We start from the raw sequence: 26,009 nt of genomic DNA, 5'->3' as shown, positions 1-26,009 counted from the left end.
GGGCCGTGGCAGCCCGCCGGCCAATGGCCGACTAGAGACCCAGGTCCTTGGCGATGACCGACTTCATCACCTCGTTCGTACCGGCGTATATGCGGCTCACGCGAGTGTCGGCATAGAGGCGGGCGATTGGGTACTCGAGGATGTATCCGTAGCCGCCGTGCAGTTGCAGACACTTGTCGATGACCCGGCCGGCTACTTCGGTCGTGAAGAGCTTGAGCCTGGCGGCGTCAGCCGCGGTCAGAGCTCCCACATCGTGCAGCTCCAGAGCACGATCGGTCATGACCTGGGCGGCCTCGACCTCTGCGGCGCACTCGGCCAGCACGAACTTGGTGTTCTGGAAGGAGGCGACGGACTTGCCGAAGACCTCCCGCTGCCGGGTGTACTCGAGAGCGAAGTCGATGGCGGCGCGTGCGCTGGCGGTGGCGGAGATGCCGATGAACAGACGCTCCACGACCAGGTTCTCGGACAGGTAGGAGAAGGCGTTGCCCTCCTCTCCGAGGAGATCCTCGACGGGAACCTTGACGTCGCTGAAGGACAGTTCGGCGGTGTCGGAGGTGCGCAGGCCGATCTTCTCCAGTTTGCGGCCGACCGCGAAGCCCTCGGCGTGCGCATCGACCACCAGGAGCGACAGACCCAGGCGACGGTTTTCGGCGGGTGCGGGTGAGGTACGGCAAACGACCAGGACACGGTCGGCATGGACCCCGCCGGTGATGAAGGTCTTGGCACCGTTGAGGATCCAGTGGGTGCCGTCCTCGGACAGCCTCGCGCTGGTCTTGATGCCCGCCAGGTCGGAGCCGGCACCGGGCTCGGTCATGGCGATGGCGTACATGGTGTCGCCGCTGAGGAATCCGGGCATCCAGCGGCGCATCTGATCTTCGGTGGCGTAGCGCTTGAGGTAGCCCAGGCACAGACCGGTGTGGATACCCGAGGCGCCGAAAGTGACGGCGGCGCGGGCCAGCTCCTCCTGGATGACCGCCTCGTACTTGTAGCTGTCCAGGCCCGCCCCACCGAACTGCTCGGGTACTTCGATCCCGAAGACTCCCAGGTCCCCGAGCTTGTAGTAGAGCTCGCGCGGCACCAGGCCGGCCTGCTCCCACTCGTGGAAGACCGGGCTGACCTCCTTGGCGATGAAGTCCCGGATGGTCCCCCGGAAGGCTTCGTGGTCCTCGTTGTAGACGCTGCGACGCATGGTCGTCCCTTCGTCGTCGTGGCTGGTAGAGGCTCACCATACCTAATCATGACTAGCTTGAGTCGAGCCAAGTTCTGCTTGACTTCCAGCGGATCAGGCGTCAAAACTGAATCCGTATTAACCACGGGGTGGCGTATCGGCTGGAGGTGCAGTCGGTGCCCGCGCCCACCCCGGCCGCAGGCACCGCGAACGGCCGGTTCGCGCCCGCTCACAATCGATCAGCTTTCGGAGGCAGTGATGAGTGCCAACGTGCACGTGATCGGGGTCGGCATGATCCCGTTCGCCAAGCCGGGCAGGAGTGACTCGTACGACGTCATGGGCGAGAAGGCGGCCCGGGCCGCGCTGGCGGACGCCGGCATCGCCTACGAACTGGTGCAGCAGGCGTACGTGGGGTACGTCTACGGTGACTCCACCAGTGGCCAGGCAGCCCTGTACGGCGTGGGGACCACCGGCATCCCGGTCGTCAACGTCAACAACAACTGCTCGACCGGCTCCAGCGCGCTGTGGCTGGCCCGTCAGGCCGTGGCTTCGGGCGCTGCTGAGTGTGTGATAGCCGTGGGCTTCGAGCAGATGCAGCCGGGCGCGCTGAAGGCCCAATGGGACGACCGTCCGGCGGCGATGGGCCGCACTCTCGACACCATGTCCGACCTTCAGGGCATGTCCGAGACAGCGCCGATGGCGGCGCAGATGTTCGGCGGCGCCGGCCAGTCCTACCTCGAGCGGTACGGAATCAGCAATGAGGTGTTCGCCCGGATCGCGGTGAAGTCCCGCACCCACGCGGCGAACAACCCCTACGCCGTCTTCCGCGACCCGATCACTGTCGAGGAGGTGCTGAGCGCCCCGGCCGTGTACGGTCCGCTGACCCGCCTGATGTGCTGCCCGCCCACGTGCGGTGCCGCGGCAGCAGTCATCGCGAGCGAGGAGTTCGCCCGCCGCCACGGTCTGAAGACCGATGTGCGCATCGCCGCCCAGGCCATGACCACCGACTTCGACAGCACGTTCGCCGACGGCACGGACATGATCAAGGTGGTCGGTTTCGACATGGCCAAGGAGGCGGCCCGGCAGGTGTACGAAGCCGCAGGCGTCGGCCCCGAGGACATCCGTGTCGTCGAACTGCACGACTGCTTCACCAGCAACGAGCTGATCAGCTACGAATCGCTGGGCCTGACGCCGGAGGGCACCGGTGAGAAGTTCGTGTTCGACGGCGACAACACGTACGGCGGCCAGGTGGTCGTCAACCCCTCCGGTGGCCTGATGTCCAAGGGGCACCCGCTCGGTGCCACCGGCCTCGCCCAGTGCACCGAGCTGGTTTGGCAGCTACGCGGCCAGGCCGACGCCCGCCAGGTCGAAGGCAATCTCACCCACGCCCTCCAGCACAATCTGGGCCTCGGTGGCGCCTGCGTCGTGACGCTCTACGAGAAGGTGCGCTGACGATGGCCATCGACCCCGAGGTCATAGGCAGGGTGCTGCCGTCGCACAGCGCCGAGGCCGAGCCGGGCCGGCTGCGGTTCTTTGCCCAGGCGATCGGTGAGACCGATCCGGTGTACACCGATGTCGAAGCCGCGAAGGCCGCCGGCCACCACGGCCTTCCCGTGCCGCCGACCTTCCTCTTCTGCCTGCTTGCGGAAAAACCCGACCCGCTCGCGCTCCTGGACGAGCTGGGCATCGACGTGCGTCGCATTCTCCATGGCGAGCAGGGCTTCACTTACCACGCCATGGCCTACGCCGGCGACACGCTCACCTTCACCAGCACGGTGACGGACGCCTACAGCAAGAAGGGCGGCGTCCTGGACTTCCTCGTCCAGCGGACCGATGTGACCCGTAACGGTGAGCTGATTGCCGAGCTGCACAACAGCCTGGTTGTGCGTAACCCGGAGGCGGCCAAGTGAAGCTCCTTCTCCCGCGCATCTCCCGAACCGACCTCGCGCTCTACGCCGGCGCGTCGGGAGATCACAATCCCATGCACATCGACCTGGACGTGGCCAAGTCCGCCGGTCTGGAAGACGTGTTCGCGCACGGCATGCTCAGCATGGCCTACCTGGGCCGCCTGCTGACCTCCCACGTCCCGCAGGAGCGGATCCGCTCCTTCAACGTGCGCTTCACCTCCATCACACCGGTCAACGCCAGACCTACCGCCATCGCCACGGTCACCAAGACCGAAAACGGCCTGACCTACCTCGACCTCGCCATGACCCTCGAGGACGGCACCGTCACTCTCGCGGGCACTGCAGTCATCGAAGGGGAAATCGCAGCATGACCAGCCGCAAACTCGCAGGCAAGACCGCCATCGTCTCCGGCTCCGGCCGCGGCATCGGTCGCGAAATCGCCCTGAAGCTGGCCGCCGAGGGCGCGGGTGTCGTCGTCAACGACCTCGACCCGACACCGGCCGAGGAGACTGTCGAGGCCATCAAGGCCGCTGGCGGCGAGGCCGTCGCCTGCGTCGGCAGCGTCACTGCCGCGGGCTTCGCCGAGCGCTTCGTGAGCAGCGCCGTCGAGACCTTCGGCGGCCTCGACATCATCGTCAACAACGCCGGCTACACCTGGGACTCCGTCGTCCAGAAGCACACCGACGAGCAGTGGGACGCCATGCTCGACGTCCACCTCAAGGCGCCCTTCCAGATCCTGCGCGCCGCCCAGCCGCACATCTCCCGGCTGGTCAAGGAGGAGACCGCCCGAGGCGAGCGGGTCCACCGCAAGGTCGTCAACATCTCCTCCGGCGCCGGCACCAACGGCAACGCCGGCCAGGCCAGCTACTCCTCCGCCAAGGCCGGGATCGTCGGTCTGACCAAGACGCTGGCCAAGGAATGGGGCCGCTACCACGTCAACGTCAACGCCGTGGCGTTCGGTCTGATCCACACCCGTCTCACCGACGCCCCGGCCGACGGCAACGCGACCATCAACATCGAGGGTCGTGAACTCCCGGTGGGTGTCAACCCCCAGCTGCTGGCTGCCGCCAGCGCCCTGATCCCGCTCGGTCGCGGCGGCACCGCTGTCGAGGCCGCAGGCTCGGTCTACCTGCTCTGCACCCCGGAGTCGGACTACGTCACCGGCCAGGTCCTGCACTGCTCCGGCGGTATGTGAGCCGTGGTCCTGCCGGGGCGAAAACTGTGCGGGTCCCGGCAGGACCACACCCACGGTTTCTCGGGGACGACCGGCTGCAGGTCACCGTCAGCAACAAGCCTTCCCCGGCCGAGGCGGCCGGTTCGACAGACGAGGAGACTCGCCGTGTATCTGACCCACATCCTGCACCGAGCCGTGCAGCAGACCCCCGACGACGTCGCGACGATATGCGGCGACCGTGTGCGCACGTGGCAGGAGAGTGCCGAACGCGTCGCCCGACTGGCCGGCGGTCTGCGCGCGCTGGGAGCGTGCGAAGGTGACCGCATCGGCATACTCGCCCTGAACTCCGACCGCTACCACGAAGTCCTGCTCGCGGCCTGGTGGGCCGGCTGCGCGGTCAACCCGGTCAACATCCGCTGGAGCGCCAAGGAGATCGCCTACTCCCTCGCGGACTCCAGCACCCGCGTGCTCTTCGTCGACGACGCCTTCGCTCCGCTGACCCCCGCTCTCCACGCCGAATGGGACGGAGTCACCACCCTCATCCACTGCGGAGACGGCCCGACCCCGCAGAACATGCACTCCCATGAGGAACTGATCCTCTCCCACGAGCCGCTGGAGGAGACCCACAGCGCGGACGGCGAGCCCGCCGGCGTCTTCTACACCGGCGGCACGACGGGCTTTCCCAAGGGCGTCGTGCTCAGCCACGCCAACATCTGGGCTTCCGTGCTCTCCGCCGCGGCCACCGTGCGCCTCGTCCGCCAAGGCGGGCGGATGATGGTCGCCGCGCCGATGTTCCACCTGGCCGGACTCTCCTGCTGGTACGCCCAGAGCCTGATCGGCGGCTCCCACGTCTTCGTGCCCGCCTTCGAGCCCGCTGCAGTCCTGCAGGTGATCGAGAAGCATCGTCCGACCGCGACCCTGCTCGTACCGGCCATGGTCCAGATGCTGGTGGACCATCCGGATGCGGGCAGCCGCGACCTCTCCAGCCTGGAGACCTTGGTCTACGGAGCCGCTCCGATCTCCCGAGCTCTCCTGGAGCGCACCCATCAGGTCCTGCCCCGCACCAGTCTGGTCCAGGGCTATGGGATGACGGAGATGGCCCCCTGTATCGCGATGCTCGGTGCCGATGATCACAACGACGGCCGACTCCTCCGTTCGGCCGGCCGTGCACTGGCGGGTGTGGAGGTGCGGATCGTCGACCGAGAAGGGGCAGAGGTCCCCCAGGGCACGGTCGGAGAGATCGTGGCCCGTGGCGAAGGCATGATGCAGGGCTACTGGAAGAAACCCCACGAGACGGCTGAGGCCCTGCGTGGCGGCTGGATGCACACGGGCGACGCCGGATACCTCGACGCCGACGGCTATCTCTTCCTGGTCGACCGAGTCAAGGACATGATCGTCACCGGGGCCGAGAACGTCTACTCCACCGAGGTCGAGAACGCCGTCGCCCAGCACCCTTCGGTCGCCGCCTGCGCGGTCATCGGAGTGCCCGACGCGCAATGGGGCGAGCGGGTCCACGCGGTCGTCGTCCTCCGGCCGGGCTGCACCGCGACCGCCGAGGAGATCCGGGATCACACCAAGTCTCTGATAGCCGGATACAAAGCGCCCCGGTCCTGCGAGTTCGTCGACGAGCTGCCCCTGTCCGCCGCCGGCAAGGTCCTCAAGCGCGAGCTGCGGGCCCCGCACTGGCAGGGCACAGCACGCCGCATCAACTGACATCCGACCCACCTGAAACGTTTGGGAGACCAGCCATGGCCTGGGACTTTGAGACCGACCCCGATTTCCAGCGGCAGCTCGACTGGCTCGACGCCTTTGTCGCCGAGCAGATCGAACCGCTCGATCTGCTCCTGGGCGACCCCGCCGACAAGTCCGACGCCCGGGCCATGGCGGTCGTTCGCCCGTTGCAGGAACAGGTCAAGGAACACGGACTGTGGGCCTGCCACCTCGGCCCTGAGCTCGGCGGCGCCGGGTACGGCCAGGTCAAGCTGGCGTTGATGAACGAGATCCTGGGCCGCTCCCGCTGGGCGCCCACGATCTTCGGCTGCCAGGCACCCGATTCCGGCAATGCCGAGATCCTTGCCCACTTCGGCACTTCCGAGCAGAAGGCCGCCTACCTTCACCCCTTGCTCGACGGAGACATCTCCTCCTGTTACGCCATGACCGAGCCGCAAGCCGGCGCCGACCCCGCGCTGTTCCGCACACGGGCACAGCGTGACGGCGACACCTGGGTGATCAATGGCGAGAAGTGGTTCGCCTCCAATGCCCAGCACGCCGCCTTCTTCGTCGTGATGGTCGTCACCGATCCCGAGGCCGACCCGCACCGCGGCATGTCGATGTTGCTGGTCCCTGCCGGTACGCCCGGCATGGAGATCGTCCGCAATGTCCACACAGTCGCCGGCACCGGCACCGAGGGCGACCACCACAGCAGCCACGCCTACCTGCGCTTCACCGACTGCCGGATACCCGCTGCCAACCTCCTTGGAGAGGAGGGCGCGGCCTTCGCCATCGCCCAGACCAGGCTCGGCGGCGGACGCATCCACCACGCCATGCGCACCATCGCCCAGATCCGCCTGGCCTTCGACATGATGTGCGAGCGCGCCGTCTCCCGGAGCACGCGTGGCGGCGGCACGCTCGGTTCGCTCCAGATGACCCAGGAGCGTGTCGCGGACAGCTGGATCGAACTTGAGCAGTTCCGTCTGCTTGTCCTGCGCACTGCCTGGCTGATCGACAAGCACCAGGACTACCGGAAGGTCCGCAAGGACATCTCCGCCGTCAAGGCCGCCATGCCCAAGGTCCTCCACGACGTGGTGCAGCGCTCCCTCCACCTGCACGGCTCGCTCGGCATCTCCGACGAACTTCCGCTGGCGGCGCTGTTGCTCAACGCCGAGGTCATGGGCCTGGCCGACGGGCCCACCGAGGTCCACAAGATCGCGGTCGCACGCGACCTGCTGCGTGAACGCAAGCCCGCCGAGGGCCTGTTCCCCTCCGCCCACCTGCCCACCCGCCGCGAGCAGGCCCGAGCCCGCTACGCCCACGTGGTCGAGCAGGCCGTAGCCGACCAGAGCTGAAAGAGACCGTGATCATGACCCTGACGCAGCACAGCGAATTCGACGGCAAGGTCGTCCTCGTCACAGGCGGCAGCCGAGGCCTGGGCAAGGCGATGGTCGAGGCCTTCGCCGAACGCGGCGCGCACGTCGTCATCGCGAGCCGCAATATGGACAACTGCCGTCAGCTCGCCGAGGAACTCACCCGGCGACACGGCGTCAAGGCGCTGCCGGTGGCTTGCAACGTCAGCGACTGGGCGCAATGCGACACCCTGACCAACGCCGTGTACGCGGAATTCGGGCGCCTCGACGTACTGGTCAACAACGCGGGCTTGTCGCCGCTCTACCCCAGCCTGGATCAGGTGAGTGAAGCCCTCTTCGACAAGGTGATCGCCGTCAACCTCAAGGGTCCCTTCCGGCTTGCCGCAGTGGCCGGCACCAGGATGGCCGAGGGCGACGGGGGATCGATCATCAACGTCAGCTCCATCGAGGCCACCCGCCCTACTGCCGACTCCCTGCCGTACGCTGCTGCGAAGGCCGGCCTCAACATCCTCACCGAAGGCTTCGCGGGTGCCTTCGGCCCGAAGGTGCGCGTCAACACCATCCAGTGCGGCCCCTTCCTCACCGACATCTCCACCGCCTGGCCCCCTGAACTCCGCGCGGAACTCGAGCACTCGACCGCGCTGCGTCGCTGTGGCGAGCCCCACGAAATCGTCGGAGCCGCCCTGTATTTCGCCGGCACCGCATCCGCGTTCTGCACGGGATCCACCCTGCGTCTTGACGGTGGCATCAGGTAGGCACACGACCTGCCAAGGGCCGGGGACGTCCACCGACAGGAAGTCCCCGCCCCATCGCCGTCCGCCCACCACCCACATGCCGGGAGCCCACCATGGAAACCACGCCGTCACCCCTGCTCGGGGCCGACGCCACCGCAGCGTTGACCGCCTGGATGGACACGCGAGGCCTCGGCACCGGCCCGCTCACCCGTGTCCGCCCCATCAGCGGCGGCACCCAGAACGTGATGGTGCGCTTCGAACGCGCCGGCCGTGAGTACGTGCTGCGCCGCGGGCCCCACCACCTGCGGCCCCGGAGCAACGAGGTACTGCTCCACGAGACCCGGCTGCTGTCCGCGCTGGCCGACACCGATGTCCCGCACCCCCACATCATCGCCGTGTGCGACGACACCGCCGTGTTCGACGGCGCCGTCTTCTACCTCATGGAACCGGTCGACGGCTTCAACGCCACGGTGGTCCTGCCGCCCTTGCATGCCGGCGACCCCTCGGTGCGGCACCGCATGGGGTTGGCCATGGCGGACGCGCTGGCCGCCTTGGGCACGGTGGACCACTTCGCTGTCGGGCTTGCCGGCTTCGGCCGGCCTGAGGGCTTCCTCGAGCGTCAGGTCCCCCGCTGGCTGGCCGAGCTCGAGTCGTACAACCGGTTCTCCGGCTACCTCGGCTCCATCCTTCCGGGAGTCGACCCCGTGGCCGATTGGCTGGAACGCAACCGCCCGGCCGAGTGGAGGCCCGGCATCATGCACGGTGACTTCCACCTGGCCAATGTGATGTTCTCCCCGCACGGTCCCGACGTGGCGGCGATCGTCGACTGGGAGATGTGCACCATCGGTGATCCGCTCCTCGACCTCGGCTGGCTGCTCGCCACCTGGCCCGAGCCTGGCGGAGTCGACCTGCTCGACGGCGCCCTGACAAAGGCCGGCGGTCTGCCCACCGCCGCCGAATTGGTAGCCCGCTACGCTCGACGCACCACCCGCGACCTGACCGCGATCGCCTGGTACACCGTGCTCGCGTGCTTCAAACTCGGAATCGTGCTGGAAGGCACACACGCCCGCGCCTGCGCGGGAAAGGCCCCTGCCGCAGTCGGAGACCGCCTGCACGCCTCCGCGCGTGCCCTCTTCGAACGCGCCGGCCGGCTCATCGCCTCAGCCTGAGTCGGTCAGCCGTCGTGGCGTAGGCCGAGGGTCTGCAGTCCGAGGTCCACCAGGGTCTGTGCCGGGTCGGTACGGCACCGCAGCGCAGGCATCTGGGCGAGGAAGCGGACCAGCGTGAGGACGCAATGCACGGCGATCTGGGCCTCGGTCTGCCTCATGTCGGGGCGACACGCGCGGACCAGGCCTGTCCACTCGGTGGCGTATTCGAGCTGGGCCCGGTGCAAGGCCTCCCTGTCTGCGTCGGGCAGGTGAGGAATGGCGTGCAGCAGCCCAGCGGAGCCTCCCGAGGCGAGGTTGACGGTGCTGAGAGCACGCACGGTCCGTTCCAGAGCCTGATGGGCGGAGGCACTCGTTGCCAGAGTCAGGTCGAGATCAAACTGCAGGGCGCCGGTCGCGCGGTGCAGGGCCGTGCTGAGCAGGTCGGACTTGCTGGCGAAGTGGTTGTACACGGCCGGGCCGGAGATGCCGGCGGCCTTGCCGATGTCGTCCATGCTGACCGCCGGGAAGCCACGCTCGGCGAAGAGCCGGACGGAGGCGGACAGGAGTGCTTCCCTGCGCGAGGCGTGGGTGAGAACCGGGCGTGGAGCGGTGGCGCCGGGCGGGCCTGCCGGAGGCAGGCCCTCGACCTGGCACACGTTGCCGGCGAGACCGGCGAGCAGGTGGTCGAATACGGGTCGCGGCAGCTCGATGTTGTTGTAGGACGGGCCGGCCAGCACGCCGAGCACGGCCCAGGCGAGCAGCTCGGCGTCCCTTGCGTCGAGGCCGGGGCGCGCCGCCCGGACGGCAGCGGACACGCGTCCGGCGAGCGCGGTGTGGCGTTCCTGGACTTCCCGGCGGATGACGGGAGAGAGGTGGATGGCTTCCTTCTCCCACAGAGCGGCGAACGCCCGATTCTCCAAGCTGAAGGAGGCGAGGGAGCGGAGTACGGCGTCCAGGTCCTCTTCCTCGCCCACCGCTGCCAGGGCCATGTCGAGGCCGTCAAGAACGACCTGGTCGAGAAGCTCCTGCTTGCCTCGGAAGTGCCAGTACAGCGACCCGGCCGTGATCCCGACAGCCTTCGCGATCTCCTCCATGCCGGTCGCGTGGTATCCCGACCGGTGGAAGCACTCCACGGCCGCGGCAACGATCTTTGCCTTGCGGTCGCGGGGGCGCCGTGTCGGTCGTGGGTCGGTGTCGGTAGTCACTCGTTCATCCTAGATCGAACTTTGCGTCGTTCGGATACAGGGCTGAGATTCCTGCTGTACCTCAGGGCGGCAATTCAGGTCACGTTAGGCGCTGTTCGGTGGCTGTCACTGCGAACGCCGATGTTGCGCGAGGGGCATATTGACACTTAGCTGAAGACTTGCTGGAAGTCGGACATAAGGGATCTGTTGTCGATGTGAGGCGAGTATGGCGGAAGGAATGGGCACCGACTGGGAGCGTGCGGGCGAGCTCCTGAGGGAGATGACGCTCGAGGAGAAGGCGATGCAGCTGGCCTCCGTCGTCCCGCTGGCTCTGCTCGGCCCGCGTGGGCCGCTGCGCGGTCAGCTGGACCAGCTGCTCGGGCACGGCATCGGTCACGTCGCCGGGATCGGCCTCCTGGGCCACAAGCTGCCTGAGGAGATCGCCAGAAGCGTCAATGCGATTCAGCGCTATCTCGTCACCGAGACGCGCTTGAAGATCCCGGCGATCTTCCACAACGAGGCACTGAACGGCTTGGTCGCCCCCGGGTTCACCGCCTTCCCGACCCCCATCGCCCTGGCCGCGACCTGGGACACCGAGGCCGTGCGGCAGATGGCTGACGTCATGCGGCGCCAAATGCGCGCAGTCGGCATGCTCCAAGCCCTCGCACCGGTCATCGACGTCGCGCGAGACGCCCGGTGGGGGCGAATGACGGAGACTTACGGCGAGGATCCGTACCTGGTGGCTGCCCTGGGTGTTGCCTTCACTCGGGGAATGCAGGGGAACGACCTGCGTGAAGGTGTGATCGCGTGTGCCAAGCACTTCATCGGCTACGCGCAGACCGAGGCCGGCCAGAACATGGCCTCGGTCGCGGTCGGCCCTCGGGAGCTGTACGACGTGTACGGCCGCCCCTTCGAGGCCGCGATCCGGGTCGCCGGCCTCGCCGGGGTCATGGCTACGTATTCGGAGTTCGAGGGTGAGCCGGTGCACACCAGCCGCGCCGTACTGACAGACCTGCTGCGCGACCGAATGGGGTTCAGCGGCACGGTTCTCTCCGACTACAACGGCATCGGCTGGGCCCAGACCCGCCAGCATGTCGCCACCAGTGAGGAGGAGGTCGGTGCGATGGGCGTTGCGGCGGGTATGGACGTCGAGGCGCCCTCGCCGTACGGCTACGGCAAGACCCTCGTCCGGGCGGTCGAGAACGGCCTGCTGCCGCTGGAACAGCTGGACGTGTCGGTGCGGCGCGTGCTGCGCGACAAGTTCGCGCTTGGGCTGTTCGACAAACCGTACGTCGCAGAGGATCCGGTCGAGATCCGCTCCCGCGCCGGCGAGGGCGACGAGCTGTCACGTCGGCTCTCCGACGCGGCGGTGACGCTGTTGAAGAACGACGCCGGCTTGTTGCCCCTGGACCGCAGTTTGCAGAGGGTGGCGGTGATCGGGCCGCACGCCGACAGCGTCATGGTCGGCTTCCCGCAGTACAGCTACCCGGCCGGGGTCGCGATGATCCGCGTCGCGGCCGAGCTCGGATTCTTCCCCATGCCGGGAGTGGGCGAGCTTCCGAAGGAGGGCTTCGCGTCCCTGACCACCGAACTGGAACGCGCGCAGGGAGATCTGGAGATCTACGCTCGCGCCAACTATCCCGCGGTCTCCCTCGCCGAGGCTGTCAGACGCCTGCTGCCCGAAGCCGAGGTCACCGCGGTGGCCGGCGCAGGCGTGCTGCCTTCCCAGCCGACCGACATCCCCGCTGCCGTTGCCGCGGCCGTCGAGGCCGACCTGGTCATCCTTTACATCGGCGGCAAGGCCGGCTGGTACGGCGACGACCTCACCGAGAAGGAAGGCGGCGACACCGCGAACATCGACCTGCCCGAACAGCAGGTGGAACTCGTGAACGCGGTGCTCGACGCCGGCAAGCCGACCGTAGCTGTGGTCGCCATGGCCCGACCGCAGAGCCTGGCACCGGTTATCGACCGCCTGCCCGCAGTCCTGACCTGCTACTACGGGGGCCCGCACCAGGGCGCCGCCCTCGCGGACGCCCTCTTCGGCATCACCAACCCGTCGGGCAAGCTCCCTGTCACGATCCCCCGGCACGTCGGCCAGGTACCCATCCACCACGGGCAGCGGTGGGGTAGCGGATACCGGCGCACCGAAGCCGACATCCACAAGGGCTACCTCGACATGCCCTCCACCCCGCTCTACCCGTTCGGCCACGGTCTCAGTTACACGACCTTCGACTACGGGCCCCTCCGACTCGACACCGACGACGTCGACACCGGCGGCGAGATCCACCTCTCCGTCAGCGTCACCAACACCGGCGATCGGGCGGGGACCGAGATCGTCCAGCTCTACGCGGCAGACACCGCAATCGGCGTCACGCTCCCCGCTCAGCAGCTCGCAGGGTTCGCCCGGGTCGAACTCGGACCCGGGCAGTCGAAAAAGGTCGAGTTTGTCCTTCCGCTGAGTGTGCTGGCCTACACCGGCGCTGAAGGCGAAGTCGTGATGGAACCGGGCCCGATCGAGTTCAGCGTCGGCAGCAGCTCCGATGACATCCGTTCGCGGGCGAGGGTTGCCGTAACCGGGCGGTCCTGTGTTGTCGCCGCCGAGCAGCGCTCGTGGTTCTCCGCCGCCACCGTCACCGACTAGCGGTCACCTCCCGTGCTCGCCCTCGACCAAGCGCCGTAGCTCCGGGACCAGGGCGTCGATGTCCTGCCCGGTGCGGAAGGCGAAGACGGTGGTGCCGCGCCCGCTCTCCGACGGGGAGCCGGGTGCCGGAAACAGGGCGAGTACCTCGCGCATCGCTTCGTCGACCTCTGCGACCGGGTCCGAGGCCTCTCCTCGCAGCCATCGGCGCAGTACGTGGTTGTGGGCTGAGACTACTGACGCGGCCATGAGTTCGGCCCGCAGCGACGCCGACTTCGTCGGGTCACCCATCCATTCCGCGATGAATTCGCGAAACAACCGCTGGTATCTGGCCACGCTGGCGATCTCCCGGTCGCGCAATGTGGACACCTTGCTCGTGAGCGCGTACCGCCGACGTGCGAGATCACCTTCGTCGATGTAGTGGAGCAGCACGAGGCGGACCGCGTCGGACACGGCGACCAGGGCGGTGCTGTGGCTGGAGGTCGCCAACCGGTCCCTGATCAGTTCCAGCAGCCGGTCGTGGTCGGGGAAGATGACGGCTTCCTTGGACCGGTAGTGGCGGAAGAACGTCGTACGCCCCACTCCGGCCCGTTCGGCGATGTCATCGACGGTGGTCTGCTCATATCCACGCTCGTCGAAGAGGGCGAATGCGGCGTCTGCGAGTCGAGTCCGCGCGGAAGGCTTGCTCATGAGGCCACATCCTTACCCGTCTCAGCGGCTGAAGACCACTTGCCTCCCTGGATGGTACTGAGTACCGTACGAAAGACATTGAGTACCGAGGAGGTTTCGGCGTGGATTCCGTTACGCATAGTGAGTCCGGCTTGCCGATCCAGCGGCTCTACGACGGCTGGGCGCTGACGGCTTTCGACGCGGACGTCAAGCTGGGTGCGCCGGGGAAGTTCCCGTTCACGCGGGGCGTCTACCCGTCGATGTACACCGGCCGGCCGTGGACGATGAGGCAGTACGCCGGGTTCGGTACGGCGAAGGAGTCCAACGAGCGCTACCACGAGCTGGTGAACGCGGGCACCGGTGGTCTGAGCGTCGCGTTCGACCTGCCGACGCAGATGGGCTACGACTCCGACGAGGCCGTCGCGCAGGGCGAGGTTGGAAAGGTCGGCGTCGCGATCGACTCGATCGAGGACATGAGGGCACTCTTCCAGGGCCTACCCCTGGATCAGGTGTCCACCTCGATGACGATCAACGCCCCGGCTTCGACGCTCCTCCTGCTGTATCAACTGGTCGCGGCCGAGCAGGGCATCCAAGGCGACCAGTTGACCGGCACGGTCCAGAACGACGTGCTCAAGGAGTACATCGCCCGCGGCACCTACATCTTCCCGCCCAAGCAATCCCTGCGGTTGATCAGCGACACCTTCGCCTACTGTCACCAGGAACTTCCCCGCTGGAACACGATTTCCATCTCCGGCTACCACATGGCCGAGGCCGGGGCGACGCCTGCGCAGGAAATTGCCTTCACCCTCGCCAACGCGAAGGAGTACGTGCGCGCGGCCATCGCCGCCGGCCTCGACGTCGACGACTTTGCCCCCCGCCTGTCGTTCTTCTTCGTCGCCCGGACCACGCTGCTGGAGGAGATAGCGAAGTTCCGTGCGGCACGCCGCATCTGGGCCCGCATCATGCGGGAGGAATTCGGCGCCAAGAACCCGAAGTCCCAGATGCTCCGCTTCCATACCCAGACCGCCGGCGTACAGCTGACGGCACAGCAGCCCGAGGTCAACCTCGTCCGTGTCGCTCTGCAGGGCTTGGGCGCAGTCCTCGGCGGAACGCAGTCCCTGCACACCAACTCCTACGACGAGGCTATCGCCCTGCCGACCCAGAAGGCAGCTCGGCTGGCTCTCCGTACTCAGCAAGTCCTCGCCTACGAGACCGACGTGACCAAGACCGTGGATCCCTTCGCTGGTTCCTACGTCATGGAGTCGATGACCGACGACCTCGAAGCGGCGGCGCTGGACCTGGTCCAGGCCGTCGAAGACCGCGGGGGTGCAGTCGCAGCGATCGAACAGGGCTTCCAGAAGTCCGAGATCGAGAAGTCCGCGTATCGGATCGCCCTGGAGATCGATGGTAGGGAACGCACCGTCGTCGGTGTCAACAAGTACGTCCTGAACGAAGAAGAACCCTACGAACCGCTGCGCGTGGACCCCCAGATCGAGAACGATCAGTGCGAACGCCTGGCGGCGCTGCGCAGGGAGCGTGACAACGACGCTGTCAAGCGAGCCCTCGACTCCCTGCGGTCCGCTGCACAAGGCGCTGACAATGTCCTGCCGCCGATGCGCGAGGCCCTGCGACTGCGAGCCACCGTCGGCGAAGTTTCGCACGCCCTGCGCGACGTCTGGGGCATCTACGTCCCGCACGACTCCGTCTGACCAGTGGAGCGGTTCCCCTCCGCTGTCCCCGCCATCGCCTTTGGAGCCATTCTGTGACCGCTGCCTTTGACCTCCCGCGCCGGCCTCCACTGCCGCCACCGGGATTCCTTCCCAGTGCCGTGACACGCAACGACTTCGTCGCGCCCCCTGGCATGGGGCTGACAGCCCCGCTTCTCCAGCCTCTCCGTCCAATCGCCAGGCCACAAACCACGGCGTGCCAGGCGTTCGGCAGCAACAGCCAGGAGGGATTCGTCCGGTGAGCGCTGTACCGACGAAGCTGTACGAGACCGACTTTCATACGACCGCGGGAAAGATCGCGGATCTTCAGCGCCGTATCGAAGAGGCGACGCATGCCGGCTCCGCTCGCGCGGTGGAAAAGCAGCATGCGAAGGGCAAGTTGACCGCCCGGGAGCGGATCGAGCTGTTGCTGGACGAGGACTCGTTCGTGGAGCTCGACGAGTTCGCCCGCCACCGCTCGACCAACTTCGGGCTGGAGAAGACACGGCCGTACGGGGACGGTGTCGTCACCGGTTACGGCACGGTCGACGGCCGCCCCGTCGCGGTCTTCTCGCAGGACTTCACCGTCTTCGGCGGTGCTCTCGGCGAGGTGTTCGGACAGAAGATCATCAAGGTGATGGACTTCGCGCTGAAGACCGGCTGCCCGGTCATCGGCATCAACGACTCCGGCGGCGCCCGCATCCAGGAGGGTGTCAGCGCGCTGGGCATGTACGGCGAGATCTTCCGCCGCAACACCCACGCCTCCGGCGTCATCCCCCAGATCTCGCTGGTCGTCGGCCCCTGCGCCGGCGGCGCGGTCTACTCGCCGGCGATCACCGACTTCACGGTGATGGTCGACCAGACCTCGCACATGTTCATCACCGGCCCCGACGTCATCAAGACCGTCACCGGCGAGGACGTCGGCTTCGAGGAGCTGGGCGGCGCCCGTACCCACAACACCACCTCCGGTGTCGCGCACCACATGTCGGGCAACGAAAAGGACGCGATCGAGTACGTCAAGTCCCTTCTGTCGTACCTGCCGTCCAACAACCTGTCCGAGCCGCCGTCCTTCCCGGAGGAGGCGGACACCGCGGTCAGCGAGGAGGACCGCGAGCTGGACACGCTCATCCCCGACTCGGCGAACCAGCCGTACGACATCCGCACCGTGATCGAGCACGTCCTCGACGAGGGCGAGTTCCTGGAGACCCAGGCGCTGTTCGCGCCGAACATCGTCACCGGCTTCGGCCGGGTCGAGGGCTTCCCGGTCGGCATCGTCGCCAACCAGCCGATGCAGTTCGCCGGCTGCCTGGACATCAACGCCTCCGAGAAGGCCGCGCGATTCGTGCGCACCTGCGACGCGTTCAACGTGCCCGTGCTGACCTTCGTCGACGTGCCCGGCTTCCTGCCCGGCGTGGACCAGGAGTACGGCGGCATCATCCGCCGCGGCGCCAAGCTGATCTACGCGTACGCGGAGGCCACGGTCCCGCTGATCACCGTCATCACCCGTAAGGCGTTCGGCGGCGCGTACGACGTCATGGGCTCCAAGCACCTGGGCGCCGACCTCAACCTGGCGTGGCCCACCGCCCAGATCGCCGTCATGGGCGCGCAGGGCGCGGTGAACATCCTGCACCGCCGCACCATCGCCGCCGAGGCCCCGGAGCACCAGGAGGCCACCCGCGCCCGGCTGATCCAGGAGTACGAGGACGCCCTGCTCAACCCGTACACGGCCGCAGAACGCGGCTACATCGACGCCGTGATCATGCCGTCCGAGACCCGGGCACAGATCGTCAAGGGCCTGCGCCAGCTGCGCACCAAGCGGGAAAGTCTGCCGCCCAAGAAGCACGGCAACATCCCGCTCTAGGCCCTGGAAGGAGCTGCTGCTGTGATCAAGGTGGTACGAGGAAACCCGACTCCCGAGGAGCTGGCCGCCGCACTCGCGGTGGTCCAGGCCCGGGCCGCAGCGACTTCGACGACGCACGAGGCGCCCGACCGACTGAATCAATGGGCCGCCAGGGAGCGCAACGTCCCGCGCGGCCGGCTCCCCCTGCCCGGGCCGGGAATGTGGCGCAGCACTTCCTGGCCCCGCTGATCGATTCCTGGAAAGAGACATGAATTCCCTGCAACAGTGCACCGATCGCTCCACTGCCGCTCCGCCGCCGCACGCCCGCGTAGTGATCGCCAAGCCCGACCTGGACGGACATGACCGCGGCGCAAAGGTCATCGCCCGCGCATTGCGAGACAGCGGATTCGAGGTGATCTACACGGGTCTCCACCAGACGCCGGAACAGATCGTCTCCACCGTCATCGCAGAAGACGCGCCGCTCCTGGGATTGTCCGTGCTGTCGGGCGCCCATCTGACGATCATGAAGAAGGTGATCAAGCTCCTTCAGCAGGAAGGCGCGGCCGATGTCCAGATCCTCGTGGGCGGCATCATCCCCGAATCCGACATCCCCGAACTCGAGGCGATGGGCGTCGACTCGGTCTTCACCCCTGGCTCGGACATCAGCCGGATCGTCGAAACCGCGCACCGGCTCACTGCGACTGCCAACGACATACGGGAGCCGGCATGCTGACCAAGGTGCTCATCGCCAACCGTGGCGAAATCGCTGTCCGCGTTGCCCGTGCCTGCCGGGACGCCGGGATCGCGAGCGTAGCCGTCTACGCCGATCCGGACCGGGACGCATTGCATGTCCGCGCGGCCGACGAGGCGTTCGCCCTGGGCGGTGACACCCCGGCCGCCAGTTACCTGGACATGGCCAAGGTGCTTCAGGCCGCGGCCGATTCGGGGGCGGACGCCATCCACCCCGGGTACGGCTTCCTGTCCGAGAACGCGGAGTTCGCCCAGGCGGTCATCGACGCCGGCCTGACCTGGATCGGCCCGCCGCCGCAGGCCATCCGCGACCTCGGTGACAAGGTCGCCGCCCGTCACATCGCCCAGCGCGCCGGCGCCCCGCTGGTCGCGGGCACGCCCGACCCGGTCTCGGGGGCCGACGAGGTCGTCGCGTTCGCCAAGGAGCACGGCCTGCCGATCGCGATCAAGGCCGCCTTCGGCGGTGGCGGTCGTGGCCTGAAGGTCGCCCGCACGCTCGAAGAGGTGCCGGAGCTGTACGACTCCGCAGTGCGCGAGGCCGTCGCCGCCTTCGGCCGCGGCGAATGCTTCGTCGAGCGTTACCTCGACAAGCCGCGCCACGTCGAGACCCAGTGCCTGGCCGACACCCACGGCAACGTGGTCGTCGTCTCCACCCGTGACTGCTCGCTCCAGCGCCGCCACCAGAAGCTGGTCGAGGAGGCCCCGGCGCCGTTCCTGTCCGAGGCCCAGAACGCGGAGCTGTACCGGGCCTCCAAGGCCATCCTCAAGGAAGCCGGCTACGTCGGCGCCGGCACCGTCGAGTTCCTCGTCGGCACCGACGGCACCATCTCCTTCCTCGAGGTCAACACCCGCCTCCAGGTCGAGCACCCGGTCACCGAAGAAGTCACCGGCATCGACCTCGTCCGCGAGATGTTCCGCATCGCCGACGGCGAGGAACTGGGCTACGACGACCCCGCCGTGCGCGGCCACTCCTTCGAGTTCCGCATCAACGGCGAGGACCCGGGCCGGGGCTTCCTCCCCGCCCCCGGCACCGTCACCGCCTTCAACGCGCCCACCGGGCCCGGCGTCCGCCTCGACGCCGGCGTCGAGTCCGGCTCGGTCATCGGCCCGGCCTGGGACTCCCTCCTCGCCAAGCTGATCGTCACCGGCGCCACCCGCGAGCAGGCACTGCAGCGCGCGGCCCGCGCGCTGGCGGAGTTCGAGGTCGAGGGCATGGCCACCGCCATCCCCTTCCACCGTGCCGTCGTCGCCGACCCGGCGTTCACCGCGGACCCCTTCCGGGTCCATACCCGGTGGATCGAGACCGAGTTCGTCAACGACATCAAGCCGTTCACCGTCCCCGGGGACACCGAGGAGGACGAGGCCGGCCGCGAGACCATCGTGGTCGAGGTCGGCGGCAAGCGCCTCGAGGTGTCGCTGCCGTCCTCGCTCGGCATGACCCTGGCGCGCACCGGCCTGGCCGCCGGCGCCAAGCCCAAGCGCCGCGCGGCGAAGAAGTCGTCGTCGGCCGCGTCCGGCGACACCCTCGCCTCCCCGATGCAGGGCACCATCGTCAAGGTCGCCGTCGAGGAGGGCCAGGAGGTCAAGGAGGGCGACCTCATCGTCGTCCTGGAGGCCATGAAGATGGAGCAGCCGCTCAACGCGCACCGCTCCGGCACCGTCAAGGGCCTCGCGGCCGAGGTCGGCGCCTCCCTCACCTCCGGCGCCACCATCTGCGAGATCAAGGACTGACACGCGTCCCGATTCCGGCAACCGGAGAGGCCCGCAGGCAATGCCTGCGGGCCTCTCCGGTTGCCGGGACCAGATCCCCCCACAGCGTGCCGCTAAGTTTCATGCAGGGTGGCTGGTTTCAGGCTGAGGAGGCAGGCTCTGCTCGGCCCAGATAATCTTGCCGGACCTTGTGTAGCGGGTTCCCCAGCGCCGTGCGAGCTGCGCGACGAGGAACAGGCCGCGGCCTCCCTCGTCCGTGGTCCGGGCGTGCCTCAGTCGAGGTGAGGTGCTGTTGTTGTCGAGAACCTCACAGATCAACGTACTTTGGCGGATCAGGCGAAGCTTTATGGGTTCACTGCCGTAGCGGATCGCGTTGGTGACCAACTCACTGACGATCAGTTCCGTGGTGAACTGCAGATCGTCCAAGTGCCAGTCGGCGAGCCGGCGCGTCACGAGGCCGCGGGTCTCGGCGACGATCGAGGGGTCTCGGGCGAGGTCCCAGGTGGAGACCTGATCCGGATCCAAGCCGTGAGTGCGCGCCAAGAGCAAGGCCGCATCGTCACCCGGGTCACCCGGCAGCAGGGTGTGGAAGACGTTCTCACAGAGATCTTCCAGGCGAGGGGCGGGGTGGGCCAGGGCTCCGGCGAGACGGCTCAGCCCGACGTCGATGTCCTGATCGTGCGACTTGATGAGGCCGTCGGTGTACAGGGCGAGGAGGGCACCCTCGGGAAGTTGTAGCTCTGTGGCCTCGAAGGGGGAGAGCCCCAGGCCCAGCGGAGGTCCGGCCGGCAGGTCCGGGAAGGAAACGGTGCCGTCGGGCGCGACCACGGCGGGCGGCACATGGCCGGCCCGGGCCACTGTGCAGCACCGAGTGACCGCGTCGTATACGGCATAGAGGCACGTTGCGCCCAGGAACGAGGCCGAAGGGCTCACCTCTGGACCGGGAGTCTCCTCGTCGGGTTGTTCCTGCTCGGCCAAGCTGATGACAAGGTCATCGAGATGAGCCAGTAGCTCATCGGGCGGAAGGTCCGTATTCGCCAGTGTGCGTACGGCCGCACGAAGCCGCCCCATGCTTACTGCCGCATAGCTCCCGCGGCCGACCACGTCACCCACGACCAGGGCGACCCGGGCGCCGGAGAGCGGGATAACGTCGAACCAGTCGCCCCCCACCATCTGAAGATCGCCCGCGGGAAGATAGCGTGAAGCGACATCCAGGACATCCCCTGTCGCAAGCGCCCGGGGCAGAAGGCTCCGCTGCAAGGTCAGAGCGGCCCGGCGCTCTCTGGTGAACCGGCGAGCGTTGTCTATGCACACTCCGGCACGGCTAAGAAGCTCAGTAGTCAGCCCGACATCGCTCTCGTCGAATGAATCCGGGTTCCTGAACCGTGCGAATGCCGCGACGCCGAGGCCCGTGCCTCTGGCCTGCACGGGTGCCACCAGGACGGAATGAACGCCGAGTTCACGGAGCTTCTCGGCGGTCGGAGGAGGTGCCGAGAGCACGGCGTTGCCGGCACCGCACGCGAGCGATTCCATCCAGGCTTCTCCGTCGTGCAAGCAGCGACGCCGGGTGGCAGCCGAATCCTGGAGCTGGTGAAGCAGTTCTGCGACGTGGGCGCCGGCCTCACTGTCATCCTCGGGAATCCAACGCTGCCCCACGGCCCGCAGGGTGCCGGTATCCGGTTCGTGAGGCGGATCGCCCCCATGCAGAACGGAGTTGAACAGATCAACGGCAACGGCGTCGGCAAAGCGTGGCACCACGATCTCCGTGAGTTCCTGCGCCGTCCGCTCGACGTCGAGGGTGCTGCCGATATACGTACTTGCCTCCGACAGTAGGGCTTCTCGTTCCCGGGTGCGCCAGCGGTCTGTGTTGTCCAAGGCCATGTACCACACGCCCACTACGCGTCCGGTGGAGTCCTCCAGGCGGAAGAAGCTCATCCAGAACACGTGCGTCCGGGTCGAATCCTGTGGATTGAAGGCATGAAACTCGAAGTCGAGTACCGGAATGCCGGTTTCCAGCACGTTTCGCAATTGTTCCTCGACCTGCGCGACTCCCTCAAGCTGGGGAAACACCTGCCCCACCCGTTGGCCCACCCTTCGTTTCGAAGGGGCTGCGCCGCCATAGGTAAGGACTTCGTTTACCCAGAGGTACCGCAGGTTTGTATCCAGCACAGCGACGCCTATCGGCGAGTAGGTCAACAGCGGCTCGAAAACCCCCTGGCTCAGTTCCGAGCGCGTCACCTGGTCCTCTGCGTGCGCGAGAACCGCCCACAGTGTTTCCCCGGCCGCATCCAACCATGAAAAGACCCGCACCATGAGCCTCGTATGGCGCCCATTGCGATGCCGCACGGTTACCGCACCGTCCCACCCACCCTGCGTGCGGCCCTGCTGCAGCGCGGCAGCTATCGCCGGGTCCGCATCGTTGTGCAGCAGGGTCGCGGCGGGCCGGTTCAGGATCTCCTGATCGCCGTAGCCGACCAAGGCCTCTGCGGCCGAGCTCCAGCCGACGACCACTCCCCGCCGGTCCAGCACGGCCAAGGCCAGGTTCGTCGCGTCGAGGAGTCGGGGCGATGCGGTGGACATGGCGCTCGGCTGATTCGTCATAGTCGCACCGTCCATTCGCTGCACCTAGGGCCCATCCCGGCCCGACAACGCCCACACCCCTGCGACGATTGTCCGCTACATTGCACGCCGCCGCCTGACGGTCGACTCACTTTCGGGTGGGAGCGCTCTTCGCTCGTGCCGGGGCGTCGTACGGGCGGAAGGAAATCTGTTGCGAGCCGGCTTCCATGCCCGAGTCGAGGCAGACCACGGCGCCGACGTGAGCCCTGTAGACGTCGAGAACCTTGGCCCGTATGGAGAATTCCTCGCGCATGCGAATGGTGGCGAGGGCCCATGGCCGACCGACATTGCGGCCCATGATGCTGACATGGTGAATGGTGCCGATGCCGCTGCTGCGCTCCGTAGTCAGGTCGGTGGACGCGCAGGCAGGGCAGAGCAGCCGACGGAAGATGGCGGTCCGGCACCAAGTGCAGCGTTGGAAGTGGAGCTCACCCTTCCACACCCCTCCCAGCGGCCGAGGGTCATGGCAGTCGACAACTGAGGGTGGGGAGGCGTCTGGGTGGTTGCCCTCTTCCGCGGGGAGCGTCTCGGCGGGTGCGATCTGTACTTGGATCATGTTGCCTCTTCCTCCGTCCGAAGGACTTTTGAAACCGCAGCCTCGTGATGGGGCAGGGGTCGAGACCTGCGGTTTAGGCTGCGGCGCTCAGCGCTCCTGTGGGTGAGCATCGCCTGCAGGTTATGGTACGGAGTACCACATGTAAAGGACTCAGTTCCGATTCGGATCGGCGGGACGAACTGTACGACGACCCTGTACTCGACCTCAGCGGGGAAAGCGTCGGCGAGGAGATCGACAGCAGCAGCCCCTTCTTCGTGCGCAAGAAGGCGGCTGCCGTCCTCAAGCACGGAATCCTCAATCGGTACGTCGTACCCTTCGCCAGCAAGGTCGGCCAGGACGCACCCGACGGAAGAGTCGTCCACCTCGACGGCTACGCAGGCCCGGGACGATACGAAGACGGCACCATGGGATCACCCGCCCTCATCCTCGAAGCCGCGGCCCGGGTAGCGGACTTCCGCAGGCTCGAGTGCTACTTCGTCGAACGCGGTCGCAAGACGTCTCATGTCGTCGGTGGGTCAAGTTGGTTGCGCGGTGTGAGCCCTGCCGGCTGCAACTGGCGCCTCCTGTGCGGCAAGGAACCGGCGAGGGGGAGCGGTGAGTCTCGCAATTCGCGCAGTGCCTTCACGGCGCTGTACACCTCTGGGGTCGACTGCCACCGCAGCAAGCGGGGTGGCGTGTTGGCTCACGCTGTCACAGACAAAGGGCCGGAACCCTGCTGGGGTCCCGGCCCTTCAGCCAGGTTGGATACGCGGCAGCTGCGGTCTTTGAAGTCGATCTCTCCTGAAGCCCCTCGGCGGCGATCTGGAGCAGTTGCCCGCTCACGACGGACTTCGGTGAAACCCAGCCGAGGAGTATGGCGCCGCTGGAGACTCTCCTCCTGCTGGGCAGCACCGTCAGTGGCCTGTGGCTCTGGCTGCCGCCGCACGCCGCCTCGCACGCCATCGCGGACGGCGTCCCGCCGCTCCTGGCGTGCGGGCCGGCGCTGGCCTGACGTCCTTCCTGCTGTGGGAGACCGGCAGCATGCTTGCGCGCTCGCGCGCGACGGCCGGCCCGGTCACGACCGTGCGTCACCTGCGCAGCCAGGGAGGCATCTGGTGGGTGGCCGGCACTCTCGTGGCCACGAGGAGGACCCGGTCTCCGCAGGCCGTCTGGTTCGCGCCGCGCTCCTCCTTGCCGACCACCACCATGCCGGGCTCGTCGTGGTGCCCAACGCTCCGGCGATGCACCGCGCCTACGCACGCCGAGGTTTCTCACCCGGGCCGCTTCATGCCGGCGTCCTCATCCGCCATCCGTATGCCCCGGCGTGAGGTGCGCCCTGCGGTGTCGCCACCCGGGGCACCGACCAGCGGACAGCAGGCGTCCGGCCGAATGAGCCGCGCTCCAGCTGTGTCACACGCGACCGCCTGATGGGGCATCAGCGCATCTGCCGGACGCACCTTGTGGGGCCGGCCGCCCCGCGCCGGCGAAACGTGCTGTCCAAGGGGACAGCGGGTAGCACATAGTTGGCCAAACCCAGAACAACCACGATCGGACGGCCGTGACGACCGCGAACAGCGAAGACATTACCGAACGCATCCCCGGACGGGCCTGGACGGTCCGCATCACCGCCCACGGCGGCCGTCTCGCCCAGGTCACCTGCAGCATCGCGGCGTGCCGCATGCCGCCCCGCTCCGCCGACCTCGCCGCGCTGCGCACCTTCGCAGCCCAGCACGCCGCCGCGCACGCGAAGGTGGCCACCGTCCGACCCAACGCCTGGTGCCACTGCGGCTCGCAGCGGTGCGGCGCGCACCCCGACGCCAAGGCGTACTGCGCGGGCGCCGTGGTGATGATCCTGCGGCACGACCCGATCGTGCGCCGAGTCTGGAGCGTCGAGGAGGTCTGCGAGATGTGCGCCCCGCTGATCCCGAACGCCACCGTCCTCGCCCGCGCCGTGCGGGCGAACCGCACCGCCGAGCGGCCCGCCGTTCCTGCCGTGCAGGTGCCGGGCCCCGCCCGGCCGAGCGTCGCGGGCGGCTTCTCCTCGGCCGGCACGACTGCCGCCGACAGCGACCCAGGTTCGTCGAGAACGAGCAGTCGGTGTCCCTCCACCACGGGGATGTCGTCGGGCAGCCCCTCGTTCCAGATCCGCTCGCCGTCAGGGGCGAGGAGTTCGAAGGCTCCGGTCGCGACGGCGTCGGTGCGTTCCCGGGCGGGTTCGGGGTCCGTGGCCAGGCGGACGCTCTCGGCCGAAGGGCCGGTGCCGGGCACGTGGCCGCCACCGATGAGGACGTGGGCGAGCAGCGTGTGCAACTGGAAGTTGTCCCCGATGCCGCCGATGCGCACCTCGAACCCGGTCCCGGTGGGCCGGTGCAGCACTACCAAGGGCTCGTCGTCCAGGACCGCCAGCGCGTAGGCCAGGCACTTGAGGTCATGCCGCTCCAGGGCTGCCAGATCGCGGCAGGCGGGCAGGAGCGTGGATGCGTACCGACGGCGGACCTCTGCGCTGCGGCACAGTACGGCCAGAGCGGGTGGCTGCCATTCCTCGACCGAGCACCAGGCCAGCGCCAACCGCGTGGCGTCGTGTGCGTCGCCGCCCAGGCGGGCCAGCAGCGCGTCATCGACGATCTTCCCGTCGGGCTCCGGCAGTTCGTCCTCGGCTCCGCCGGCAGCGGTCCAGCGGCGGGCGAACTCCAGGGCGTCGAGCAGGTCTCGTTGGACACCGTCGAGGACTGGCTCCGCGCAGGCCACCGGATCAGCGCCGCTCTCGACGCAGAAGCCGGCCGCCGACGCCAGGAGCGGGCGCGGGCCCGTGGGCGGGAAGGCGGGGAGCAGCGCGGCCAGCCGTGGCCCCGCCAGGACGCGCTCGGCCTCCGGCGCCTGCTGCAGGCCTTTCAGTGCGGCGGTGAAGGCGCGTTCGGTGCGGGCACCGTCGCGAGCGTCCACTGCCTGCTCCAGCTCGGATATGACGGTGCCGAGGTCCGAGGCTTTCTGCCGTACGGCTCTGACCGCACACGGGCGCGGACACGGAGGGCACGGTCTGATGCTCCAGCCGTAGATCGCGATCTTCGCGCTTCAGCGGCTTGCCGCTGGTAACGGCTGGTCGACGAAGGGCCAGGGGCGGCATCCTCGCGGGGAGGGGAGGCC

General features: G+C 67.9%; 21 protein-coding genes. 15 read left to right on the top strand and 6 right to left on the bottom strand.

The window, feature by feature from the left end; all coding sequences use genetic code 11:
* Nucleotides 1–31: 31 nt before the first annotated feature.
* The gene (locus tag SPRI_RS01950) at nt 32–1,189 is read right to left on the bottom strand and encodes an acyl-CoA dehydrogenase family protein (protein WP_005307555.1); all 1,158 of its coding nucleotides are present in this window, start codon (nt 1,187–1,189) and stop codon (nt 32–34) included.
* 237 nt (nt 1,190–1,426) lie between these two features.
* Between SPRI_RS01950 and SPRI_RS01945 the strand changes: the two genes are divergently transcribed.
* From SPRI_RS01945 to SPRI_RS01910, 8 genes are all read left to right on the top strand, one after another.
* Nucleotides 1,427–2,620: a lipid-transfer protein gene (locus SPRI_RS01945; protein ID WP_005307552.1), complete on the top strand. Its 1,194-nt coding sequence runs from the start codon at nt 1,427–1,429 to the stop codon at nt 2,618–2,620.
* Between the two features lie 2 nt (nt 2,621–2,622).
* Nucleotides 2,623–3,078 carry a MaoC family dehydratase N-terminal domain-containing protein gene (locus tag SPRI_RS01940; protein WP_005307550.1) on the top strand — a complete coding sequence of 152 codons (456 nt, stop codon included), beginning with the start codon at nt 2,623–2,625 and terminating at the stop codon, nt 3,076–3,078.
* The gene (locus SPRI_RS01935) at nt 3,075–3,446 is read left to right on the top strand and encodes a MaoC/PaaZ C-terminal domain-containing protein (protein WP_005307547.1); all 372 of its coding nucleotides are present in this window, start codon (nt 3,075–3,077) and stop codon (nt 3,444–3,446) included. The genes SPRI_RS01940 and SPRI_RS01935 overlap by 4 nt, the downstream gene beginning before the upstream one ends.
* Nucleotides 3,443–4,270, top strand: a complete 828-nt coding sequence (locus SPRI_RS01930) for an SDR family NAD(P)-dependent oxidoreductase (protein ID WP_005307544.1) — start codon at nt 3,443–3,445, stop codon at nt 4,268–4,270. The genes SPRI_RS01935 and SPRI_RS01930 overlap by 4 nt, the downstream gene beginning before the upstream one ends.
* 144 nt (nt 4,271–4,414) lie before the next feature.
* Nucleotides 4,415–5,962: a long-chain-fatty-acid--CoA ligase gene (locus SPRI_RS01925; RefSeq protein WP_005307542.1), complete on the top strand. Its 1,548-nt coding sequence runs from the start codon at nt 4,415–4,417 to the stop codon at nt 5,960–5,962.
* 35 nt (nt 5,963–5,997) lie between these two features.
* The gene (locus tag SPRI_RS01920) at nt 5,998–7,314 is read left to right on the top strand and encodes an acyl-CoA dehydrogenase family protein (RefSeq protein ID WP_005307539.1); all 1,317 of its coding nucleotides are present in this window, start codon (nt 5,998–6,000) and stop codon (nt 7,312–7,314) included.
* Nucleotides 7,315–7,328: 14 nt separating this feature from the next.
* Nucleotides 7,329–8,087 carry an SDR family NAD(P)-dependent oxidoreductase gene (locus tag SPRI_RS01915; RefSeq protein ID WP_037775745.1) on the top strand — a complete coding sequence of 253 codons (759 nt, stop codon included), beginning with the start codon at nt 7,329–7,331 and terminating at the stop codon, nt 8,085–8,087.
* A gap of 92 nt (nt 8,088–8,179) precedes the next feature.
* Complete coding sequence (locus SPRI_RS01910) at nt 8,180–9,235, top strand: phosphotransferase family protein (protein WP_005307533.1); 1,056 nt, start codon at nt 8,180–8,182, stop codon at nt 9,233–9,235.
* Nucleotides 9,236–9,240: 5 nt separating this feature from the next.
* Here SPRI_RS01910 and SPRI_RS01905 read toward each other — a convergent pair whose 3' ends face one another.
* Nucleotides 9,241–10,419 (bottom strand): TetR/AcrR family transcriptional regulator, encoded by a 1,179-nt coding sequence (locus SPRI_RS01905; protein WP_005307530.1) that lies wholly within the window; start codon nt 10,417–10,419, stop codon nt 9,241–9,243.
* 217 nt (nt 10,420–10,636) lie between these two features.
* On the opposite strand from SPRI_RS01905, the gene SPRI_RS01900 reads away from it, so the two are divergent.
* A complete protein-coding gene (locus SPRI_RS01900; protein ID WP_005307527.1) occupies nt 10,637–13,039 on the top strand; it encodes a beta-glucosidase family protein in 2,403 nt (800 codons plus the stop codon).
* A 3-nt stretch (nt 13,040–13,042) separates the two neighbouring features.
* On the opposite strand, the gene SPRI_RS01895 is transcribed toward SPRI_RS01900, so the two are convergent.
* Complete coding sequence (locus SPRI_RS01895; RefSeq protein ID WP_005307524.1) at nt 13,043–13,726, bottom strand: TetR/AcrR family transcriptional regulator; 684 nt, start codon at nt 13,724–13,726, stop codon at nt 13,043–13,045.
* 101 nt (nt 13,727–13,827) lie between these two features.
* On the opposite strand from SPRI_RS01895, the gene SPRI_RS01890 reads away from it, so the two are divergent.
* The 5 genes from SPRI_RS01890 (at nt 13,828) to SPRI_RS01875 (ending at nt 19,732) form a co-directional block, all read left to right on the top strand.
* Nucleotides 13,828–15,414, top strand: a complete 1,587-nt coding sequence (locus tag SPRI_RS01890) for an acyl-CoA mutase large subunit family protein (RefSeq protein WP_005307521.1) — start codon at nt 13,828–13,830, stop codon at nt 15,412–15,414.
* Between the two features lie 256 nt (nt 15,415–15,670).
* Entirely contained in the window at nt 15,671–17,272 is a 1,602-nt protein-coding gene (locus SPRI_RS01885) for an acyl-CoA carboxylase subunit beta (RefSeq protein ID WP_053556658.1), read from the top strand.
* A 21-nt stretch (nt 17,273–17,293) separates the two neighbouring features.
* Complete coding sequence (locus SPRI_RS36710; RefSeq protein ID WP_005307515.1) at nt 17,294–17,500, top strand: acyl-CoA carboxylase subunit epsilon; 207 nt, start codon at nt 17,294–17,296, stop codon at nt 17,498–17,500.
* 19 nt (nt 17,501–17,519) lie between these two features.
* Entirely contained in the window at nt 17,520–17,984 is a 465-nt protein-coding gene (locus SPRI_RS01880) for a cobalamin B12-binding domain-containing protein (protein ID WP_053556657.1), read from the top strand.
* On the top strand, nt 17,981–19,732 hold the full coding sequence (locus tag SPRI_RS01875; protein WP_037775740.1) for an acetyl/propionyl/methylcrotonyl-CoA carboxylase subunit alpha: 1,752 nt from the start codon (nt 17,981–17,983) through the stop codon (nt 19,730–19,732). Before SPRI_RS01880 ends, SPRI_RS01875 begins: the two co-directional genes overlap by 4 nt.
* A gap of 99 nt (nt 19,733–19,831) precedes the next feature.
* On the opposite strand, the gene SPRI_RS01870 is transcribed toward SPRI_RS01875, so the two are convergent.
* Nucleotides 19,832–22,312 carry a SpoIIE family protein phosphatase gene (locus tag SPRI_RS01870; RefSeq protein ID WP_005307506.1) on the bottom strand — a complete coding sequence of 827 codons (2,481 nt, stop codon included), beginning with the start codon at nt 22,310–22,312 and terminating at the stop codon, nt 19,832–19,834.
* Between the two features lie 106 nt (nt 22,313–22,418).
* Nucleotides 22,419–22,886: a Zn-ribbon domain-containing OB-fold protein gene (locus tag SPRI_RS01865; RefSeq protein ID WP_078535166.1), complete on the bottom strand. Its 468-nt coding sequence runs from the start codon at nt 22,884–22,886 to the stop codon at nt 22,419–22,421.
* 853 nt (nt 22,887–23,739) lie between these two features.
* Here SPRI_RS01865 and SPRI_RS38390 point away from each other — a divergent pair.
* Nucleotides 23,740–23,877, top strand: a complete 138-nt coding sequence (locus tag SPRI_RS38390) for a hypothetical protein (RefSeq protein ID WP_158685119.1) — start codon at nt 23,740–23,742, stop codon at nt 23,875–23,877.
* Between the two features lie 398 nt (nt 23,878–24,275).
* Here the strand turns inward: SPRI_RS38390 and SPRI_RS39090 are convergent, their stop codons facing one another.
* The gene (locus SPRI_RS39090; RefSeq protein WP_005307501.1) at nt 24,276–25,808 is read right to left on the bottom strand and encodes a hypothetical protein; all 1,533 of its coding nucleotides are present in this window, start codon (nt 25,806–25,808) and stop codon (nt 24,276–24,278) included.
* Nucleotides 25,809–26,009 lie beyond the last annotated feature (201 nt).

The organism is Streptomyces pristinaespiralis, assembly GCF_001278075.1.
In the GTDB taxonomy this organism is placed as follows: domain Bacteria; phylum Actinomycetota; class Actinomycetes; order Streptomycetales; family Streptomycetaceae; genus Streptomyces; species Streptomyces pristinaespiralis.
This window is presented reverse-complemented; position numbering and strand designations above follow the sequence as displayed.

Coding starts and splice junctions, on each gene's coding strand:
- SPRI_RS01870 (WP_005307506.1), bottom strand. CDS start 22,312: ATGACGAATCAGCCGAGCGCCATGTCCACCGCATCGCCCCGACTCCTC.
- SPRI_RS01930 (WP_005307544.1), top strand. CDS start 3,443: ATGACCAGCCGCAAACTCGCAGGCAAGACCGCCATCGTCTCCGGCTCC.
- SPRI_RS38390 (WP_158685119.1), top strand. CDS start 23,740: ATGGCGCCGCTGGAGACTCTCCTCCTGCTGGGCAGCACCGTCAGTGGC.
- SPRI_RS01915 (WP_037775745.1), top strand. CDS start 7,329: ATGACCCTGACGCAGCACAGCGAATTCGACGGCAAGGTCGTCCTCGTC.
- SPRI_RS01910 (WP_005307533.1), top strand. CDS start 8,180: ATGGAAACCACGCCGTCACCCCTGCTCGGGGCCGACGCCACCGCAGCG.
- SPRI_RS01895 (WP_005307524.1), bottom strand. CDS start 13,726: ATGAGCAAGCCTTCCGCGCGGACTCGACTCGCAGACGCCGCATTCGCC.
- SPRI_RS01880 (WP_053556657.1), top strand. CDS start 17,520: ATGAATTCCCTGCAACAGTGCACCGATCGCTCCACTGCCGCTCCGCCG.
- SPRI_RS01945 (WP_005307552.1), top strand. CDS start 1,427: ATGAGTGCCAACGTGCACGTGATCGGGGTCGGCATGATCCCGTTCGCC.
- SPRI_RS01950 (WP_005307555.1), bottom strand. CDS start 1,189: ATGCGTCGCAGCGTCTACAACGAGGACCACGAAGCCTTCCGGGGGACC.
- SPRI_RS01940 (WP_005307550.1), top strand. CDS start 2,623: ATGGCCATCGACCCCGAGGTCATAGGCAGGGTGCTGCCGTCGCACAGC.
- SPRI_RS01865 (WP_078535166.1), bottom strand. CDS start 22,886: ATGATCCAAGTACAGATCGCACCCGCCGAGACGCTCCCCGCGGAAGAG.
- SPRI_RS01920 (WP_005307539.1), top strand. CDS start 5,998: ATGGCCTGGGACTTTGAGACCGACCCCGATTTCCAGCGGCAGCTCGAC.
- SPRI_RS01900 (WP_005307527.1), top strand. CDS start 10,637: ATGGGCACCGACTGGGAGCGTGCGGGCGAGCTCCTGAGGGAGATGACG.